This window comes from Streptomyces sp. NPDC031497, assembly GCF_055580905.1.
Genome location: NZ_JBVIKO010000032.1, coordinates 1 through 17,990 on the forward strand (window position 1 = coordinate 1; position 17,990 = coordinate 17,990).

The following is a 17,990-nucleotide window of genomic DNA, read 5'->3' on the forward strand; positions in this document are numbered from 1 at the left end:
GGTGGCGGCCGGGGGGCGTTATGGGTGTTGGTGGGGCTGACGTCACCGGATACACCCAATACCCGCCGGTGGGTGCCCCCCCACCCCCCCCCCCCCCCCCCCCCTCCCCCCCCCCCGGTCCCGTGTCGCACGGCTCGACCGGCCGTGGGGCCTCGTGGCCCCGCGGCCTCAGGCGGCGGCCGCCCCGCCGCTCTCCTGCTCCGCCTCGATACGGGCGTTCCAGTCACGCTTGGAGGCCTGCCAGCCGTCCTCGTTGTGGCCGAGGCGCCAGTAGCCGGAGATCGACAGGTCCTCGCGCGGGATCTGGCGCTCGACGCGCAGCAGGGCCCGCAGGTCCTTCACGAAGCTCGCCTCGCCGTGGACGAAGGCGTGCACCCGGCCCTCCGGGAACTCCAGCCCCCGTACGGCCTCGACCAGGGCCTCGCCGACGGGCCGCGCGCCCCGGTGCAGCCAGACGACCTCCACGTCGGAGTCGATCTTCTGCTCCTCCTCGGGGCCGGAGATCTCGATGAAGGCGAAGGTCTTCGCCCCGGCGGGCAGGGACTCCAGGGAGCGGGCGATCGCGGGCAGCGCGCTCTCGTCGCCGGCGAGGAGATGCCAGTCGGCGTCCACGGCCGGGGCGTAGGCGCCACCGGGTCCCATGAAACGCACGGTCTCGCCGGGCTGGACGCGGCACGCCCAGGGGCCCGCCAGGCCCTCGTCACCGTGCACGACGAAGTCCAGGCTCAGCTCACGGTGTTCGGCGTCCCAGGAACGCACCGTGTAGGTCCGGGTCACCGGCCAGTGCTCGCGGGGGAACTCGGCGCGGATCCGCTCCACGTCGAAGGGCTCCGGATAAGTGACGCCTTCCGGTCCGAAGAGGAGCTTCACGTAATGATCGGTGCAGGTGTCCGCGGCGAAGCCGGCCAGTCCTTCACCGCCGAGAACGACGCGCTGCATGTGCGGGGTCAACCGCTCGGTGCGCACCACCTGGGCGGAATGGGGCTTGCGCGGCTTACGTCCCGGGCGCTCTGCCATGACCGACCTCCGTACTCCATCGCTTAGGTTTACCTAAGTTAGCATCTCCTTGGTAGTTAACACCTCTTCCATGAACACTTGATGAGTGTGTTTTGCCAGAACAATTCTCCGCCACTCACTCGCCGAGTGTCAGCAGCAGCCGGTGCAGCGAGCCGCCCAGCCCCCAGCGCGCCGACAGCGCGTCCAGCCGGTCGGGATCGCGCGGGGCCTTCGGCAGGGTGGTGTCGACGTCCGGCAGCGGGACGTCCCCGGCGACCCGGACCACCGTCGGCGCCACGGCCACATAGGGCCGGGCCTCGTCCAGCCGCTTGCGCTGCGACGGGGTGAGCCTGGCCTTCGGGTCGTCGACGGCAGCCATGATCCCGGCCAGGTCGCCGAACTCGGCGAGCAGCTTGGCGGCCGTCTTCTCACCGATGCCCGGCACCCCCGGCAGGCCGTCGCTCGGGTCGCCGCGCAGCAGCGCCAGATCCGCGTACCCGCCTCCGTCCACCCCGTACTTCTCGCGCAGCCACGCCTCGTCCGTCATCTGCAGGGTGCCGACGCCCTTGAGCGGGTACAGCACCCGCACCCCGCGCCCGTCGTCCACCAACTGGTAGAGGTCACGGTCGCCGGTGACGATGTCGACCGGGCCGTCGGCGCGGGCGGTGAACGTGCCGATCACGTCGTCCGCCTCGTAGCCGGCGACGCCGACCCGGGCGATGCCGAGCGCGTCCAGCACCTCCTCGATGACCGGCACCTGCGGGGAGAGGGTGTCCGGCACCTCCTCCTCGTCGGGTCCCGTCGCGTGCTCCTCGGCGACCCGGTGGGCCTTGTAGGAGGGGATGAGGTCGACCCGCCACTGCGGCCGCCAGTCGGCGTCCATGCAGGCCACCAGCCGGTCCGGACGGTGGTCCTTGACCAGCCGGTCGATGAAGTCCAGCAGCCCGCGCACGGCGTTCACCGGCGTGCTGTCAGGCGCCCGCACGGAGTCCGGGACGCCGAAGTAGGCGCGGAAGTACAGCGAGGCGGTGTCGAGAAGCATCAGTCGTGCGGTCACGCCTCGCATCATGCCGTACGGCACTGACAGCGACGGGGCGCTCCGCGGCCGTACGGCACGGACGGTCACGGGGCCCCGTGCCGGGGTGGGGCTTGTGGAGACCTCGTGACCTGGCCCACTTGTGCGTTTGACCTGCGCGGACCAGGGCAGGGGCGGCTCCTGTCCCATGTCCCCGAGGCGCCGGGGCCCGCGTTTGCAAGGGTCGGCGCCCCCGAGAGAGGTTCGCGTGTCACCCAGGCTAGAGACCGAGCACCTGTACAAAGTCTTCGGCAGACGACCCGACACCGCCGTGGAGCGGCTCCGCCACGGAGCCGACCGGGAGGAGCTGCGCGCCGACGGCACCACCGCCGCCGTGATCGACGCCTCCTTCCGGGTCGACCCCGGCGAGATATTCGTCGTGATGGGCCTGTCCGGCTCCGGCAAGTCCACCCTGCTGCGCATGCTCAACGGCCTGCTGGAACCGACCGCGGGACAGGTCAGCTTCGACGGCCAGGACCTCACCGCGCTCACCGACCGCGAACTGCGCGAGCTGCGCTCGAAGAAGATCAGCATGGTCTTCCAGCACTTCGCGCTCTTCCCGCACCGCAGCGTCCGCGACAACGCCGCCTACGGCCTGGCCGTGCAGGGCGTGCCCCGCGCCGAGCGCGTCCGCCGCGCCGACGAGGCGCTCGCCCTGTGCGGACTGGCGGGCTGGGAGGACTCCTGGCCCGACGAGCTGTCCGGCGGCATGCAGCAGCGTGTCGGCCTGGCCCGCGCCCTCGCCACCGACGCCGACCTGCTCCTCATGGACGAGTCGTTCAGCGCCCTGGACCCGCTGATCCGCCGCGACATGCAGGACCAGCTGCTGGAACTGCAGAAGACGCTGAAGAAGACGATCGTCTTCATCACCCACGACCTCAACGAGGCCATGCGCCTGGGCGACCGCATCGCGGTGATGCGCGACGGACGCATCGTCCAGACCGGCACCGCCGAGGACATCCTGCTGCGCCCCGCCGACGACTACGTCGCCTCCTTCACCCAGGACGTCGACCGCTCCCGGGTGCTGACCACCGCCGCCGTCATGGACACCGACGTGGCCGGCGACGAGGCGAACTGCGGCTGCGCCACCGCGACCCCGGACACCCCGTTCACCGAACTGTGCGCCCTCAGCGCCCGGTTGGCCCACCCGGTCGCCGTCCTGGACCGGGACAACGCTGTCGTGGGCGTCGTACGGCGAGCGCGTCTGGTCGGATTCCTCGCGGAGGACACGGGCGAACCCGTCGTCTGCGACGGCGGAGGGAAGGTGACCGCCCGTGCCTAGGCTGCATCTCGGCGACTGGGTCGACTCCGGTGTGAACTGGCTGGTCGCGCACATGTCCTGGCTCTTCGACGCGATCCGTACGGTCGTCGAGGGCATGTACGACGGCATCGACGGCGTCCTCACCGCCCCGGCACCTCTGCTGCTGGCGGGCATCTTCGCGGTCCTGGCCTGGTGGCTGCGCGGACTGACCGCGGGCGTCCTGGCCTTCGCCGGCTTCGCGCTCGTGGACTCCCTCGACCTGTGGGACCGCGCGATGTCCACCCTGGCGCTGGTCCTGGTCGCCACGGTGATCGCGCTGGTCATCTCGGTACCGCTGGGCATCTGGGCGGCCCGCTCCAGGGCGGTCAGCGCGACCGTACGACCGGTCCTGGACCTGCTCCAGACCATGCCGTCGATGGTCCTGCTCATCCCGGCGATCCTCTTCTTCGGCCTGGGCACCGCCGCCGGAGTGATCGCCACCCTGATCTTCGCGCTGGCCCCCGGCGTCCGCATGACCGAGCTGGGCATCCGCCAGGTGGACGCCGAACTGGTCGAGGCCGCCGAGGCGTTCGGCACCACACCCCGCGACACCCTGCTGCGCGTCCAGCTGCCGCTCGCGCTTCCGACCATCATGGCCGGCGTCAACCAGGTCATCATGCTGGGCCTGTCGATGGTCGTCATCGCCGGCATGGTCGGCACCGGCGGCCTCGGCGGCGCCGTCAACGAGGCCATCGGCCAGCTCGACATCGGCTTCGGCTTCGAGGCGGGCGTCGGCATCGTCGTCCTCGCCATCTACCTCGACCGGATGACCAGCGCGCTCGGCACCCAGCTGTCCCCGCTCGGCCGCCGCGCCGCCGCCAAGGTCCGCCCCACCCCCTGGACCTACCGCCCCCGCCCGGCCGTAGCCGTCGTCGGTGTGGTCGTCCTCGCTCTGGTCGCGAGCGGTCTGGGCATCTTCGGCTCCTCGTCCGACGGCACCCGGGCCTCCGCCACGAACATCGGCCAGGGCAAGGAGATCAAGATCGGCTACATCCCCTGGGACGAGGGCATCGCCTCCACCTTCCTCTGGAAGGAACTCCTGGAGGAACGCGGATACAAGGTCACCACCAGCCAGTACGCGGCCGGCCCCCTCTACACCGGCCTCGCCACCGGCCAGCTGGACTTCGAGACCGACTCCTGGCTGCCCACCACGCACGCCGAGTACTGGAAGAAGTACGGCAAGCAGCTCGACGACCTCGGCTCGTGGTACGGCCCCACCTCCCTGGAGCTGACCGTCCCGTCGTACGTGAAGGACGTGAACTCCCTGGCCGACCTGAAGAACCACGCCTCGGAGTTCGGCGGGAAGATCGTCGGCATCGAGCCCAGCGCCGGCATGATGGGCCTGCTCAAGTCCAAGGTCCTCAAGGCGTACGGACTCGACGGCGGCTACCAGGTCGTCGACGGCTCCACGCCCGCCATGCTCGCCGAGCTCAAGCGGGCCTATGCCAAGCGGCAGCCGATCCTGGTCACCCTGTGGTCCCCGCACTGGGCCTACAGCGACTACGACCTGAAGAAGCTGAAGGACCCGCAGGGCGCCTGGGGTTCCGGCGACGGCGTGCACACCCTGTCCCGCAAGGGCTTCGCCGGGGCCAACCCCGAGATCGGCAGGTGGCTCAAGGACTTCTCCATGACGGAGCAACAGCTCACCGGTCTGGAGGCCGCGATCCAGCAGGCCGGCCAGGGCAAGGAACAGGACGCGGTCCGGGCCTGGCTGAAGCACAACCCGGGACTCGTCGACACATGGGCGCCGATCCCGAAGTGAGCGAGGGGGAGGGGGGCCGCTCCACGCCGCACCGTCGGTGTGGCGAAGCCCACCTCCTTCGGGCTGCTTCGGGCGGGGCCGGGGACCGTACTGTCTGACGCCCCGGTCCCGCCCGTTCCTGTGAGCAGCCCGTGATCCGCAGGCTTCTGCCCCTCCTGCTGTTGCTGACGGCCGCGGTGACCGTGCCGCAGTTCTCCCAGGCGAGTCCGGAACCGGCCTCGGTCGCCACCGCCCGGTTCGAAGCGCTCGCCGGGGACGTGACACGGGCGGACGGCGCGGTCTTCGACGCCCGGGACGACACCGGCCGGACCATGGACACCGCCGACATCACCCCGATACCGGCGTCGTACGGCGGCGGCTACCTCGCCGTCTACCACACCACTCTCGCCGACGGCCGCTTCCACACGGCCGTCGCCACCTCCACCGACCTGCGCACCTGGACCCGCCGCCACGACTTCGGGCCGGGCACCAGCCAGCCCTCCCTGCGCACCGACGGCACCGGCGGATGGGTCCTCGCCTACGAAAAGGATCCGGCCAACCACATAGCGCTACGGCACTACCCAAGCCTCACCGCGCTGCTGACCGGAGCGGCCGACCGCGCGTTCGACGCGCCGCGCACCCTGTCCCGCTGCGCCGAGGGCACCCCGGACATCACGGCGGTCCACGGCGACACCGTGGAACTGACCGGCCACTACCGCGCCGGCTGCGCCACCGACCGCCAACTCCGCGCCACCCTGCGGGACTTCACCCTCTGGCGGGCCCGCCCCGATCAGCGCCTCGACCTGGCACTCCTGGCCTGGGGCACCGCCGGGAACATCGGGGACCGCGCCCGCATTGAACTGATGGGGCACCCCCTCGTCCTGATCGAGGGCCAGCGCCTGCGTGACGACTTCGGCAGCTGGTCGGTCTACGCCTACGACCCCGCCTCCGGCCGGGCCGACCGGCTCGGCCTGCGCACCCCCGGCGGCAGCGGCGCCTTCGCCAATCCGTCGGCCACGCTGCTCACCGACCCCGACGGCCGTCCGGCCCTCCTGGTCAGCGTCTTCATCCCGAAGGAGGAGTCCGCGCCCGGCGAGTCCGGCGAGCTCGTCTACTGGCGCGAACTGTGAGGGTCGCGCTCACCCGACGTGACGGGGATGTGACGGCCGCCTGAAACGGTTTGCCGAACATGCGTAGGGTGCAGAGAACCCAACAGCGGGGGTCCGGCCGAAGCGGGGCACCCGGAAGACGGAACGACGAGCGAAGGAGGGAGCCGGAGCGATGGGCGACCACAAAGACCAGCAGCCCGTGCGGGTGGGCGCGGCAGTCCGGCGGCGCCGTCGCGCGCTGGAGCTCACCCTCGCCGTCGTGGCCGAACGCAGCGGCCTGTCGGTGCCCTTCCTGAGCCAGATCGAGAACGACAGGGCCCGGCCCAGCCGCACCTCCCTGGAGAAGCTCGCCGACGCCCTGCGCACCACGGCCGTCGAACTCCTCGCCGCCGCCGACCCGGCGTGCAGCGTGGACGTCGTACGCGCCGACGCCACCGAGCCGGACTTCGCGCGCAAGGTGCGCTCCCTGGTGCGCGGCCACCATCAACTGCACGCCTCGGAGTTCACCGGCGACCACGACGCCGGCCGCGAATTCCAGCACCGCAACGACGAGTTGATGTACGTCGCCGACGGTGCCGTGGAGATCGAGGCCGAGGGCCGCGCCTACCGCCTCGGCCGCGGCGACACCCTCTACCTCACCGGCGGAGTCCGCCACCGCTGGCGGGCGACGGTCCCGGACACCCGGGTGATCGTGGTCGCGGTGGCGGAGCACATCGAGGCGGTCCAGGACCGCCCCCGCTGATGCGCGTGGTCTCCCTGGTCCCCTCGCTCACCGAGGCGGTCGCGGAAACGCTCCCCGAAGTCCTCGTCGGTGCCACCGACTGGTGCACCCATCCGGCCGACCTCGACGTCACCCGTGTCGGCGGTACCAAGAACCCGGGGATCGACCGGATCCTCGCCCTCGCCCCCGACCTGGTGATCGCCAACGAGGAGGAGAACCGCGCCCCCGACCTCGACGCCCTGCGGGCGGCCGGCGTGGAGGTGCTGGTCACGGAGGTGCGGGAGGTACCGCAGGCCTTCCGCGAGCTGGCCCGGGTGCTGACCGCGTCCGGCGCGCGCACCCGTCCGCGCTGGCTGGACGAGGCCGAGGAGGCCTGGTCGACGCCGGTGCCCGAGCCTCGTACCACCGCGGTCGTCCCGATCTGGCGGCGGCCGTGGATGGTCCTCGGCAGGGACACCTTCGCGGGGGATGTCCTCAAGCGGCTCGGGATCGAGAACCTGTACGCCGCCCACCCCGAGCGCTACCCCCGCGTCCCGGTCGCGGAACTGAACGACGCGCGGCCCGGCCTGGTCGTCCTCCCGGACGAGCCCTACCGCTTCACCGCAGGCGACGGCCCGGAGGCCTTCCCCGGCCTGCCGTGCGCACTGGTCAGCGGGCGGCACCTGACGTGGTACGGGCCGTCACTGGCCGAGGCGCCACGGGTGCTGGACGGGGCCCTGCGAGCAGCTCGCCGCTGAGCAGCCCGCGTACGGTGCCGGCGGCGGCCGCGAGCCAGCCGGCCACGAGGAGGGCGTACAGCCCCACCGCCAGCCAGTCGTACACCGCGAGCCCGGTGTGCCGGCCCAGCGCGGCGGCGCCCGTGACGCACGTCCCCACCGGGAAGGTGAAGGCCCACCACGTCATGGCGAACCGCATGCCGTGCCGCCGCGCCCGCACCACATGCGCGACCGCCAGCGCCAGCCACAGCAGCGCGAACCCCATGACCGGAACGCCGTACAGCACGGCGAGGAGGCCGAAACCGGCGGCGTACGGGGCCGGCACCACACCGGGAGCGAGGTCCGCGAAGGCACCGACCGCCGTCGTGGACTGCCCGAGCGGGCCCAGCACCAGGAAGATCGTGGGGGTGAGGGCGAGGGGCAGCGGACCGGCGGTGACCAGCCGGGCGAAGACGAGCGTCAGCATCAGCAGCGTGGCCAGCAGGCTCAGCCCGAAGAGCGCGAAGCAGCCGTAGAGCAGGGTCTCGCGCGGCTGTCCGGGTGGCAGATACGGGACCAGCCGCGGCCCGAGCGCGGCCGACACCATGGGCGCGACCAGCGGTAGCAGCCACACCGGGGTGGCCTGAGCGGGCTGGACCCGGTGCCGTACGGCCAGCAGGTACGGCACGGCGACGGCGGCCGCGAGCCCCACGGCCGTACCGGCGACGAACAGCACGGCGTCGAGGGCGACGGCCGCGGGCTCGCCGATCCAGTCCTGCCCGAGGGCGAGCGCACCGCCGCCGACCGCGAGCAGGGCCATGGCGAGACAGCCGTAGAAGGGGGCGACCGCCGGGTCGCGGAGGTGGGCGAGGGCCTGGTCGCGGTGGTGGGTCCAGTGCAGGGCGCGGGCGACCAGCAGGACCAGGAGTTGCAGCAGGGACAGTGCCCAGATGCCGACGAAGAGCTCGCGCGGACCGTCGGCGCCGAGCGCGGCGCCGCCCAGGGCGAGGGCCGCGGTGCCCATGACGGAGGCGTACCAGTTGGGGCCGAGATGCCGGACTGCGGTAACCATGAACCCACCGTCCCGCTGACCCGGGACCGCGACCAGGGAGTCCGTGTCTATGGGGGCATAAGCTGGTCTTATGAGCAAGACGGGCGAGGCGGGCGAGACGGGGGATCGGGCGGCAGGCGGCACACTTGCGCACCGTGTGCCGGATCTCGGTGCGCTGGAGCTGCTCCTTGCGGTGGCGCGGCTGGGCAGCCTCGGGGCGGCGGCCCGGGAGGTCGGCATCACCCAGCCGGCCGCCAGCAGCCGGATCCGGTCGATGGAACGGCAGCTGGGGGTGGCCCTCGTCGACCGCTCACCACGCGGCTCGCGGCTCACCGACGCGGGGGCGCTGGTGACCGACTGGGCGCGGCGGGTGGTGGAGGCGGCGGCGGCCTTCGACGCGGGGGCGCAGGCACTACGGGACCGACGGGACTCGCGGCTGCGGGTCGCGGCGAGCATGACCATCGCCGAGTACCTCCTGCCCGGCTGGCTGCTCGCGCTGCGCGCGCAGCGCCCCGACACCGCGGTGTCCCTGCTCGCGGGCAACTCGGCGGCCGTGGCCGAACGGCTGCTCGCCGACGAGGCGGACCTGGGCTTCGTGGAGGGGCTGACGGTTCCGCAGGGCCTGGACTCGACGGTGATAGCCCACGACCGCCTGATCGTGGTGACGGCCCCCGCGCACCCGTGGGCCCGCCGCCGGCGCCCGCTGGCGGCCGAGGAACTGGCGGCGACCCCCCTGATCCTCCGTGAACGCGGCTCCGGCACCCGCCAGGTCCTCGACGCGGCGCTGGGCGGCCTGGCCCGCCCGCTGATCGAGCTGTCGTCGACGACGGCGGTGAAGGCGTCGGCGGTCAGCGGCGCGGGTCCGGCGGTCCTGAGCGAACTGGCGGTGGGCGAGGAACTGGCGATGCGGCGGCTGGTGAGCATCCCGGTGGAGGGCGTCGCGCTACGGCGTGACCTGCGAGCGGTCTGGCCGACGGGCCACCGCCCCACAGGCCCGGCCCGCGAGCTGCTTTCCCTGACCCGGGGGTGAGGGACCTTGGCCCACCGGCCACCCCGGCTCGGTCACCTGAAGACAAGCGGTCTGAAAACACGGCTCGTCCGACGTTCGAGGAAGGGGCCGCTCCGGCCGACGTGAAAATCCTTGGCGGTAGCCATGCCACGGCCTCCACCATCGCCCCATGCCCACCTCCGCCCCGCCCGCCGAAGGCACCCGTACCCCCTGGGAAGCCCTTCCGGCCCCCGTCCGTACCGCCGTCGCCGACCTGCTCGGCGGCGCCCCGGTCACCCATGCCACCACCCAGACCGGCGGCTTCTCCCCGGGCGTCGCCGCCCGGATCCGTACCGCCGCCCACCGCACCGCCTTCGTCAAGGCGGTGAGCGCCGACTCCAACCCGCACAGCCCCGCCCTGCACCGGGCCGAGGCCCGCAACGCCGCCGCACTCCCCGCCTCCGTCCCCGCGCCCCGCCTCCTCGGCAGCTACGACGACGGCACCTGGGTGGCCCTGGTCTTCGAGGAGGTCGACGGCCGTCAGCCCCGCATCCCCTGGCGTCCGGACGAACTGCGCCGCGTCCTCGACGCCGTCGCCGCCCTCGGCCGTACCCTCACCCCTTCGCCCCTCGCCGCCCCGCCGGCCGCCGAGCACCTCGGCGACGCCTTCGACGGCTGGCGCAGCCTGATCGAGGCCCCCGCCGGCGTCGCCGACCGCCTCGACGCGTGGACCGTCTCCCATCTCGCCGAGCTGGCCGGACTCGCCGCGCCCTGGCGGGATTCCGTCGCCGGCGACACGCTCGCCCACGGCGACCTGCGCGCCGACAACATGCTGCTGACCGCCGACGGGGGAGTCGTCTTCGTCGACTGGCCGCACGCGGTGCGGGCCGCCCCCTGGTTCGACCTGCTGGTGATGCTGCCGTGCGTACGGGCGCAGGGCGGCCCGGACCCGCAGGACGTGTTCACCGCGCATCCGCTCGGCCGGGACGCGGACCCGGCCGCCGTCACAGCCGCCCTCGCCGCACTGACCGGCTACTTCCTGGAGCACTCGGTGCGGCCCGCGCCGCCCGGACTGCCCACCCTGCGCCCGTTCCAGCGTGCGCAGGGCGACGCGGCGCTGGCCTGGCTCAGGACGCGGCTGTGACCAGTGCCCGCATCACCCGCAGGTCCTCGCCCATCTCGGGGTGCCACTGCACTCCGAGGACCCAGCCGTGGCCGGCGGGGAGTTCGATCGCCTCGATCGTGCCGTCGGCCGCGTGGGCCGAGGGCAGCAGGCCGGTGCCCAGGCGGTCCACCGCCTGGTGGTGGAAGGTGGGGACGGCGGTCTCCTCCGGGACGGTGTCGGCGTACCGCGTGCCGGGAACGGGCTTCACCTCGTGGCTGCCGAAGACGCCGGGCACTTCGGCATGGCCGTCTATGTGCTGGACGAGCGTGCCGCCCAGGGCGACGTTCAGGAGCTGCATGCCCCGGCAGATCCCGAGCAGCGGCGTGCCCGCCGTCAGCGCCGCGTCGATCAGGGCCAGTTCCCAGGTGTCCCGGGCGCGGGCGGGACGGCCGGTGCGGGGGTCGGGTTCGGCGCCGTAGCGGACCGGCTCCACGTCCGGGCCGCCCGCGATCACCAGGCCGTCCAGGCGGGCCACCGTCGCCGCCGCGTGCTCGGGGTCGTCCGGCGGCAGCAGCGCGGCCAGGCCGCCCGCCCGCTGGACCAGCCGTGGGTAGCCGGCCGGCAGCAGGGCCGCCTCCAGCTCCCAGACGCCCCAGCGCGCCCCGGCCTCCAGGTATGTGCTCACGCCGATCAGCGGCCGTCCGGCCATGACCCCTCCTTCAAAGGTGTGCTTCCACACCTTTATGGCACGGCGACCGGCCGTTACGCCAGAAAGCCCCGCAGCAGAGCCGCCGTCCCCGCGCAGTGCTCCCGCATCATCTCCCGGGCGCCGTCCGCGTCCCCGTCCAGGACCGCCTCCACCAGGGCGATGTGCTGGCGCTGCGAGTGCTCCAGGTTGCGGACCAGGAGCGGGATGCAGTCGAGCAGGTCGTTGACGGTCGCCCGGACCGCCGCGTACTGCGCGGTCAGGGACGGCGAGCCGCACAGTTCGGCGATCGTGAGGTGGAGGAGGGTGTCCAGGCGGCGGTAGTCCGCGAGCGGTGCCTCGTGGGTACGGGCCAGGGCGTCGCGGAGGCGGACCGCCTGGTCCGCCGACAGCCCGTGCGCCGCGCACAGCCCGGCCGCGCCCACCTCGAGGACCTCGCGGAAGCGCAGCACGTCCTCGATGTCGACCTCGGCGACCCGGCGCCGCAGCTCGTCCTCGCCGCCCGCGTCGGCGCGCGGCAGCACGAACGTGCCGCCGTACCGTCCGCGCCGGGACTCCACCAGACCCTGGTCCTGGAGCACCTTCAGCACCTCGCGCAGCGTCACCCGGCTGATCCCCAGCCGCTCCGCGAGCTCCCGCTCGGCGGGCAGCCGCTCGCCGCCCGGAACCAGGCCCAGCCGGACGACCTGGAGGATCTGCTCCAGCGCCTCCTCGAAGCCGTTGCCCGCCCGTACCGGTCGCAGCACCGGCGTCAACGGGTCGTCGAGGGCGCCGTCCGCATCCAGCGACATATGGCCGTACCCCCTTCCCAAGCAATGGTTCTCAGCAATACCTTAGAGCTCCCGGCCCGGCCGCAGCAGCGCGATGAAGCCCAAGGAGTCCTCCCGTGGCAGACCGCACACCCCCGCTCAGCGTCGAGGAACTGCACACCCTCGTCGCGAGCGGTGAGATCGACACTGTCGTCCTGGCCTTCCCCGACATGCAAGGGCGCCTGCAGGGAAAGCGGTTCGCCGCCCGCTTCTTCCTCGACGAGGTGCTGCGCCACGGCACCGAGGGCTGCAACTACCTGCTCGCCGTCGACACCGAGATGAACACGGTCGAGGGCTACGCCATGTCCTCCTGGGACCGCGGCTACGGCGACTTCGCCATGCACCCCGACCTCGCCACCCTCCGCCGGGTGCCCTGGAACGCGGGCACCGCCATGCTCATCGCCGACCTCGCCTGGAACGACGGTTCCCCGGTCGTCGCCGCGCCCCGGCAGATCCTCCGCCGCCAGCTGGAGCGCCTCGCCGAACTCGGCTACACCGCACAGGTCGGTACGGAGCTGGAGTTCATCGTGTTCAAGGACACGTACGAGGCCGCCTGGGACGCCAACTACCGCGGGCTGACCCCGGCCAACCAGTACAACATCGACTACTCGGTGCTGGGGACCGGGCGGATCGAGCCGCTGCTGCGCCGGATCCGCAACGAGATGGCCGGCGCGGGACTGACGGTCGAGTCCGCCAAGGGCGAGTGCAACCCCGGCCAGCACGAGATCGCCTTCCGCTACGACGAGGCCCTGGTCACCTGCGACCAGCACGCCGTCTACAAGACCGGGGCGAAGGAGATCGCCTCCCAGGAGGGCGTCTCCCTCACCTTCATGGCCAAGTACAACGAGCGGGAGGGCAACTCCTGCCACATCCACCTGTCGCTGACGGACGCGGACGGCGCCAACGTCTTCGCCGCCGAGGACGGCATGTCCGAGGTCATGCGGCACTTCCTCGCCGGACAGCTCGCCGCCCTCCGAGACTTCTCGCTCCTCTACGCGCCCAACATCAACAGCTACAAGCGGTTCCAGCCGGGCTCCTTCGCCCCGACCGCGGTCGCCTGGGGCCACGACAACCGCACCTGCTCGCTGAGAGTCGTCGGCCACGGCCGCTCGCTGCGCTTCGAGAACCGGCTGCCCGGCGGCGACGTCAACCCGCACCTCGCCGTCGCCGGACTGGTCGCGGCCGGACTGTACGGCGTCGAGCAGAAGCTCGAACTCCCCGAGCCCTGCCCCGGCAACGCCTACACCGCCGACTTCGCGCACGTCCCGACCACGCTCCGGGAGGCCGCCGAACTCTGGGAGAACAGCCCCATCGCCCAGGCCGCCTTCGGCGACGAGGTCGTCGCGCACTACCGCAACATGGCCCGCGTCGAGCTGGCCGCCTTCGACGCCGCGGTGACCGACTGGGAGCTGCGCCGCTCCTTCGAACGCATGTGAGGCACCACTTGTCGCAACAGTACGAACTCGACGTCCTCGACCCGGCCACGGAGGAGGTGATCGCGACCGTCCCCGGGGCAGTGGAGGAGGACATCGACACCGCCGTACGACGGGCCGCAGAGGCCCAGCGGCGGTGGGCCGCGCTCGCGCCCGGCGAACGGGCCCGGCTGCTGCGCCGGTTCGCCGTCGTCGTCGACGAACACCGCGAAGAACTCGCCCAGCTGGAGGTCCGCGAGGCCGGGCACACCATCGGCAACGCCCGCTGGGAGGCGGGCAACGTCCGGGACCTGCTCGACTACGCGGCCGGCGGAGTGGAGCGGCTGACCGGACGCCAGATCCCGGTGCCCGGCGGCCTCGACATCACCCTCCTCGAACCCCTCGGGGTCGTCGGCGTGATCGCCCCCTGGAACTTCCCCATGCCCATCGCGGCCTGGGGGACCGCCCCCGCTCTCGCGGCCGGCAACGCGGTGCTCCTGAAGCCCGCCGAGACCACCCCCCTCACCGCGCTCCGCCTCGCCGAACTCGCCCTGGCGGCGGGCCTGCCCGAGCACCTCTTCCAGGTACTGCCCGGCCGCGGCGACATCGCGGGCGAGGCCCTGGTCCGCCACCCCGGCGTCGCCAAGATCGTGTTCACCGGCTCCACCCGCGTCGGCAAGCGCATCATGGCGCTCTGCGCCGACCAGGTGAAGCGCGTGACCCTCGAACTCGGCGGCAAGAGCCCCAACATCGTCTTCGCCGACGCCGACATCGAGGCCGCCGCGGCCGCCGCCCCCATGTCCTTCCTGGACAACTCCGGCCAGGACTGCTGCGCCCGCACCCGCATCCTCGTCCAGCGGTCCGTCCACGACCGCTTCCTGGAACTCCTCGCCCCCGCGATCGAGTCCGTCACCGTCGGCGACCCGGCCGACGAGAAGACCGACATGGGCCCGCTGATCTCCAGGTCCCAGCTGGACCGCGTCCGTTCGTACGTCGACCCCGAGGCGCCCGGCATCCGTGGCAAGGCCCCCGAGGGCCCCGGCTTCTGGTTCCCGCCGACCGTCCTCACCGGCGTCGACCCGCACGCGCGCGTGGCCGTCGAGGAGGTCTTCGGACCCGTCGCCGCCGTCATCCCCTTCGACGACGAGGCCGACGCGATCCGCATCGCCAACGACACCGACTACGGCCTCTCCGGCTCCCTGTGGACCCGTGACGTCGGCCGCGCACTGCGCGTCTCGGGGGCCGTCAAGGCCGGCAACCTGTCCGTCAACTCCCACTCCAGCGTCCGCTACTGGACCCCCTTCGGCGGCTACAAGCAGTCGGGGATCGGCCGCGAACTCGGCCCGGACGCGCTCACCGCCTTCACCGAGACCAAGAACGTCTTCATCAGCACGGAGGGCCCCGCACAGTGACCGCTGAGACCCCTGACATCGTCTGCCGCCGACTCGTCGGCCGCACCGCCGTCATCACCGGAGCCGGCAGCGGCATCGGCCTCGCCACCGCACGGCGGCTCGCCTCCGAGGGCGCGCACGTCGTCTGCGGCGACGTCGACGACACCCGCGGCAAGGCCGCCGCCGAGGAGGTCGGCGGGCTCTTCGTGAAGGTCGACGTCACCGACGCCGAACAGGTCGAGGCCCTCTTCAAGACGGCCTACGACACCTACGGCAGCGTCGACATCGCCTTCAACAACGCCGGCATCTCGCCGCCCGACGACGACTCCATCCTGGAGACCGGCCTGGAGGCCTGGAAACGCGTCCAGGAGGTCAACCTCACCTCCGTCTACCTGTGCTGCAAGGCCGCCATCCCCTACATGCGGCGCCAGGGCAAGGGCTCCATCATCAACACCGCGTCCTTCGTGGCGCGGATGGGCGCGGCGACCTCACAGATCTCGTACACCGCGTCCAAGGGGGGAGTTCTGGCCATGTCCCGTGAACTGGGCGTCCAGTTCGCCAGGGAGGGCATCCGCGTCAACGCGCTCTGCCCGGGACCGGTCAACACCCCCCTCCTCCAGGAACTGTTCGCCAAGGACCCCGAGCGGGCCGCCCGCCGCCTCGTCCACATCCCGCTCGGCCGGTTCGCCGAGGCCGAGGAGATCGCCGCCGCCGTCGCCTTCCTGGCCAGCGACGACTCCTCCTTCGTCAACGCCAGCGACTTCCTGGTGGACGGCGGGATCTCCGGGGCGTACGTCACACCCCTGTAGGAGCCACCCCAACTCCCGTCCTACAGTGCGGGAGTGAGCATGACGCCGCCCGGCTGGTACCACGACCCACAGGCCCCGCACCTGGAGCGCTGGTGGGACGGCAGGACCTGGACCGCGCACCGGCGCACCCCGTCCGGCCTCCCCGCGCCGCCGACCCCGACGGCGGCCGGGGCGTCCGGACGCGCCAAGGCGGTCGCGCTGATATCCGCCGGAGCGGTACTGGCGACGGCGATCGTCGGCGGCGCCACCGTGCTCCGCACCGACGGGCTGCGCGCCGGCACGGACACCACGATCAACACCGCCCCCACCGGCCCACCGCCGCCGTCCCTAGTGGTCGACCAGCTCAACGGCATCACCCTGCCGGTCCCGACCGGCTGGACCAGCCCCTCGTACCTCGCCCAGGACGACGTCGTGATGACCACCGACGGCACCTACGGCTGTCCGGCCGACACCGGCCGGTGCCGGCACGGCGAGGTCATCAGCCGTACGGCGGGCAGCGCCGACGGCAGCTCCGCGCGCACCGTCGCCGAACGGGACGTACCGGACGCGGCCGAGACGGCCTACGGCCACGATCCCGGCGGCCGGCGGCCCTTCGGCGGCATCCGTTCCCACCAGGTCGTCAAGGCCGGGCGGGTCGCGGTCGCCGGCGGCGACGGATACCTGGTGCGCTGGCGGGTCAGGACGGCCGAGGGACCCGGCGGCTACGTCCAGTCCCTCGCCTTCCCCTCCCACACCGGCATCCCGGCCCCGGTCGTCGTCCGGTTCGTCTTCGACGCAGGCCCGGACGGACCGCCGCTGTCCGACATGGACGCGATCACCAGCGGTATCCGCCCGGTGGACCGGAAACCGGAAGGTTAGAGGAAGGTGTGACCTTCCCCGCGGTACGTCGGCACGGTCGCCGTCACCCGGTCGCCCTCGACCAGCCGCAGCTCGTCGAACCGCTCACACAGCTCGCCCGCCTTGGCGTGCCGGAACCACACCTTGTCGCCGATCAGCAGGTCGTCCGCCGCGGAGCCGAGCAGCGGGGTCTGCACCTCGCCGGGGCCCTCCTGCGGGTCGTACGACAGCCCCTGCGGCAGGTACGGCACCGGCAGCCGGTCGGGGCCCGCGGCGCCCGAGGCCGGGTAGCCGCCGCCGAGGACGGTGACGACCCCGACACCGGGCCGCCGGACCACCGGCATGGCGAACAGGGCGGCCGGCCGGCCGGTGAACGACGTGTAGTTGTCGAAGAGCCGGGGCACGTACAGGCCCGACCCGGCCGCTATCTCGGTGACCGCGTCCTCCGCCGCCGTGGTCTGCACACTGCCCGTGCCGCCGCCGTTCACGAACTCCAGGTCCGGCGTCACCGCCCGGACCGCCCGCACCACCGCGGCGCGCCGCTCGGCCAGCTCACGGCGGGCGGTGGCCTGCATCAGCCGGACCGCGCGGGAGCGCAGCGGCCGGCCGGCGACACGGTCCCCGACCCCGGCGATGTGCCCCTCGTACGCCATGATCCCGACCAGCCTGAAGCCCGGCCGGCGGGCCACGGTCCGCGCCAGGTCGGCGAGCTGGGCGGGGGAGTACAGCGGCGACCGCCGGGCCCCGACCCGCACCCGGCCCCCGAGCAGCTTCAGCGAGGTGTCCAACTCCAGGCAGACCCGCACCTCTTCGTTCCCGCCGGCGCGGGCCGCGTCGATCAGGTCGAGGTGCGCCGGGTCGTCGATCATCACTGTCACGGCGGCGGCCAGCTTGGGGTCGGCGGCCAGTTCGGCGAACCGGGCCCGGTCGGCGGACGGATAGGCCAGCAGGATGTCCTCGAAACCCGAGCGCGCGAGCCACAGCGACTCCGCGAGCGTGAAGGACATGATCCCGGCGAAACCGTCCCTGGCGAGGACCCGTTCCAGCAGGTGCCGGCAGCGTACGGACTTGCTCGCGACCCGTACCGGCTTGCCGCCGGCCCGGCGCACGAGATCGTCCGCGTTGGCGTCGAAGGCCTCCAGATCGACGATCGCGAGAGGGGCGTCCAGATGGGCGGTGGCCCGGTCGTAACGGGCCCGGTCGGCGGCGCGCGCAGTCATGAACGAAGCCTGCCAGACAGGATTA

The 17,990-nt window shown here is 72.7% G+C and carries 17 protein-coding genes; 11 read left to right on the top strand and 6 right to left on the bottom strand.

Annotation, left to right across the window (positions count from 1 at the left end; genetic code table 11):
- Positions 1-168: 168 nt before the first annotated feature.
- A complete protein-coding gene (locus ACZ5K7_RS41510; protein WP_468922448.1) occupies positions 169-1,017 on the bottom strand; it encodes a siderophore-interacting protein in 849 nt (282 codons plus the stop codon).
- A gap of 115 nt (positions 1,018-1,132) precedes the next feature.
- Entirely contained in the window at positions 1,133-2,062 is a 930-nt protein-coding gene (locus ACZ5K7_RS41515) for a 5'-3' exonuclease (protein WP_468922604.1), read from the bottom strand.
- 217 nt (positions 2,063-2,279) lie between these two features.
- On the opposite strand from ACZ5K7_RS41515, the gene ACZ5K7_RS41520 reads away from it, so the two are divergent.
- The 5 genes from ACZ5K7_RS41520 (at position 2,280) to ACZ5K7_RS41540 (ending at position 7,679) form a co-directional block, all read left to right on the top strand.
- A complete protein-coding gene (locus tag ACZ5K7_RS41520; protein WP_351700378.1) occupies positions 2,280-3,353 on the top strand; it encodes a quaternary amine ABC transporter ATP-binding protein in 1,074 nt (357 codons plus the stop codon).
- On the top strand, positions 3,346-5,133 hold the full coding sequence (locus ACZ5K7_RS41525; protein ID WP_468922451.1) for an ABC transporter permease/substrate binding protein: 1,788 nt from the start codon (positions 3,346-3,348) through the stop codon (positions 5,131-5,133). Before ACZ5K7_RS41520 ends, ACZ5K7_RS41525 begins: the two co-directional genes overlap by 8 nt.
- A 131-nt stretch (positions 5,134-5,264) precedes the next feature.
- Complete coding sequence (locus ACZ5K7_RS41530) at positions 5,265-6,242, top strand: hypothetical protein (RefSeq protein ID WP_468922453.1); 978 nt, start codon at positions 5,265-5,267, stop codon at positions 6,240-6,242.
- A 151-nt stretch (positions 6,243-6,393) separates the two neighbouring features.
- Positions 6,394-6,963, top strand: coding sequence for a helix-turn-helix domain-containing protein (locus ACZ5K7_RS41535; protein WP_351700387.1), 570 nt, complete (start codon positions 6,394-6,396; stop codon positions 6,961-6,963).
- Positions 6,963-7,679, top strand: a complete 717-nt coding sequence (locus tag ACZ5K7_RS41540; protein ID WP_351700390.1) for a helical backbone metal receptor — start codon at positions 6,963-6,965, stop codon at positions 7,677-7,679. Before ACZ5K7_RS41535 ends, ACZ5K7_RS41540 begins: the two co-directional genes overlap by 1 nt.
- Here ACZ5K7_RS41540 and ACZ5K7_RS41545 read toward each other — a convergent pair.
- Positions 7,591-8,709 (bottom strand): TDT family transporter, encoded by a 1,119-nt coding sequence (locus tag ACZ5K7_RS41545; protein ID WP_468922457.1) that lies wholly within the window; start codon positions 8,707-8,709, stop codon positions 7,591-7,593. The genes ACZ5K7_RS41540 and ACZ5K7_RS41545 overlap by 89 nt on opposite strands.
- Before the next feature lie 70 nt (positions 8,710-8,779).
- On the opposite strand from ACZ5K7_RS41545, the gene ACZ5K7_RS41550 reads away from it, so the two are divergent.
- Both ACZ5K7_RS41550 and ACZ5K7_RS41555 read left to right on the top strand, forming a co-directional pair.
- Positions 8,780-9,718 carry a LysR family transcriptional regulator gene (locus ACZ5K7_RS41550; RefSeq protein WP_351700396.1) on the top strand — a complete coding sequence of 313 codons (939 nt, stop codon included), beginning with the start codon at positions 8,780-8,782 and terminating at the stop codon, positions 9,716-9,718.
- 148 nt (positions 9,719-9,866) lie between these two features.
- Positions 9,867-10,820 (top strand): phosphotransferase family protein, encoded by a 954-nt coding sequence (locus ACZ5K7_RS41555; protein WP_351700399.1) that lies wholly within the window; start codon positions 9,867-9,869, stop codon positions 10,818-10,820.
- On the opposite strand, the gene ACZ5K7_RS41560 is transcribed toward ACZ5K7_RS41555, so the two are convergent.
- A complete protein-coding gene (locus tag ACZ5K7_RS41560) occupies positions 10,804-11,490 on the bottom strand; it encodes a gamma-glutamyl-gamma-aminobutyrate hydrolase family protein (protein WP_468922461.1) in 687 nt (228 codons plus the stop codon). The two genes, ACZ5K7_RS41555 and ACZ5K7_RS41560, sit on opposite strands and share 17 nt — an antisense overlap.
- Before the next feature lie 53 nt (positions 11,491-11,543).
- Positions 11,544-12,278, bottom strand: a complete 735-nt coding sequence (locus tag ACZ5K7_RS41565; RefSeq protein WP_468922464.1) for a FadR/GntR family transcriptional regulator — start codon at positions 12,276-12,278, stop codon at positions 11,544-11,546.
- Positions 12,279-12,373: 95 nt separating this feature from the next.
- Here ACZ5K7_RS41565 and ACZ5K7_RS41570 point away from each other — a divergent pair, with 95 nt between their 5' ends.
- The 4 genes from ACZ5K7_RS41570 to ACZ5K7_RS41585 are packed head-to-tail and all read left to right on the top strand — an operon-like array spanning position 12,374 to position 16,766.
- A complete protein-coding gene (locus ACZ5K7_RS41570; protein WP_468922467.1) occupies positions 12,374-13,732 on the top strand; it encodes a glutamine synthetase family protein in 1,359 nt (452 codons plus the stop codon).
- Positions 13,733-13,740: 8 nt separating this feature from the next.
- Positions 13,741-15,120 (top strand): aldehyde dehydrogenase family protein, encoded by a 1,380-nt coding sequence (locus ACZ5K7_RS41575; RefSeq protein ID WP_468922469.1) that lies wholly within the window; start codon positions 13,741-13,743, stop codon positions 15,118-15,120.
- Positions 15,117-15,908, top strand: coding sequence for a 3-oxoacyl-ACP reductase (locus ACZ5K7_RS41580; RefSeq protein ID WP_468922472.1), 792 nt, complete (start codon positions 15,117-15,119; stop codon positions 15,906-15,908). The genes ACZ5K7_RS41575 and ACZ5K7_RS41580 overlap by 4 nt, the downstream gene beginning before the upstream one ends.
- A gap of 39 nt (positions 15,909-15,947) precedes the next feature.
- On the top strand, positions 15,948-16,766 hold the full coding sequence (locus tag ACZ5K7_RS41585; protein WP_351700684.1) for a DUF2510 domain-containing protein: 819 nt from the start codon (positions 15,948-15,950) through the stop codon (positions 16,764-16,766).
- Here the strand turns inward: ACZ5K7_RS41585 and ACZ5K7_RS41590 are convergent.
- On the bottom strand, positions 16,763-17,965 hold the full coding sequence (locus tag ACZ5K7_RS41590) for an amino acid deaminase/aldolase (protein WP_468922475.1): 1,203 nt from the start codon (positions 17,963-17,965) through the stop codon (positions 16,763-16,765). The two genes, ACZ5K7_RS41585 and ACZ5K7_RS41590, sit on opposite strands and share 4 nt — an antisense overlap.
- Positions 17,966-17,990 lie beyond the last annotated feature (25 nt).

Coding starts and splice junctions, on each gene's coding strand:
- ACZ5K7_RS41545 (WP_468922457.1), bottom strand. CDS start 8,709: ATGGTTACCGCAGTCCGGCATCTCGGCCCCAACTGGTACGCCTCCGTC.
- ACZ5K7_RS41555 (WP_351700399.1), top strand. CDS start 9,867: ATGCCCACCTCCGCCCCGCCCGCCGAAGGCACCCGTACCCCCTGGGAA.
- ACZ5K7_RS41550 (WP_351700396.1), top strand. CDS start 8,780: ATGAGCAAGACGGGCGAGGCGGGCGAGACGGGGGATCGGGCGGCAGGC.
- ACZ5K7_RS41585 (WP_351700684.1), top strand. CDS start 15,948: ATGACGCCGCCCGGCTGGTACCACGACCCACAGGCCCCGCACCTGGAG.
- ACZ5K7_RS41565 (WP_468922464.1), bottom strand. CDS start 12,278: ATGTCGCTGGATGCGGACGGCGCCCTCGACGACCCGTTGACGCCGGTG.
- ACZ5K7_RS41560 (WP_468922461.1), bottom strand. CDS start 11,490: ATGGCCGGACGGCCGCTGATCGGCGTGAGCACATACCTGGAGGCCGGG.
- ACZ5K7_RS41535 (WP_351700387.1), top strand. CDS start 6,394: ATGGGCGACCACAAAGACCAGCAGCCCGTGCGGGTGGGCGCGGCAGTC.
- ACZ5K7_RS41590 (WP_468922475.1), bottom strand. CDS start 17,965: ATGACTGCGCGCGCCGCCGACCGGGCCCGTTACGACCGGGCCACCGCC.
- ACZ5K7_RS41515 (WP_468922604.1), bottom strand. CDS start 2,062: ATGCGAGGCGTGACCGCACGACTGATGCTTCTCGACACCGCCTCGCTG.
- ACZ5K7_RS41540 (WP_351700390.1), top strand. CDS start 6,963: ATGCGCGTGGTCTCCCTGGTCCCCTCGCTCACCGAGGCGGTCGCGGAA.
- ACZ5K7_RS41510 (WP_468922448.1), bottom strand. CDS start 1,017: ATGGCAGAGCGCCCGGGACGTAAGCCGCGCAAGCCCCATTCCGCCCAG.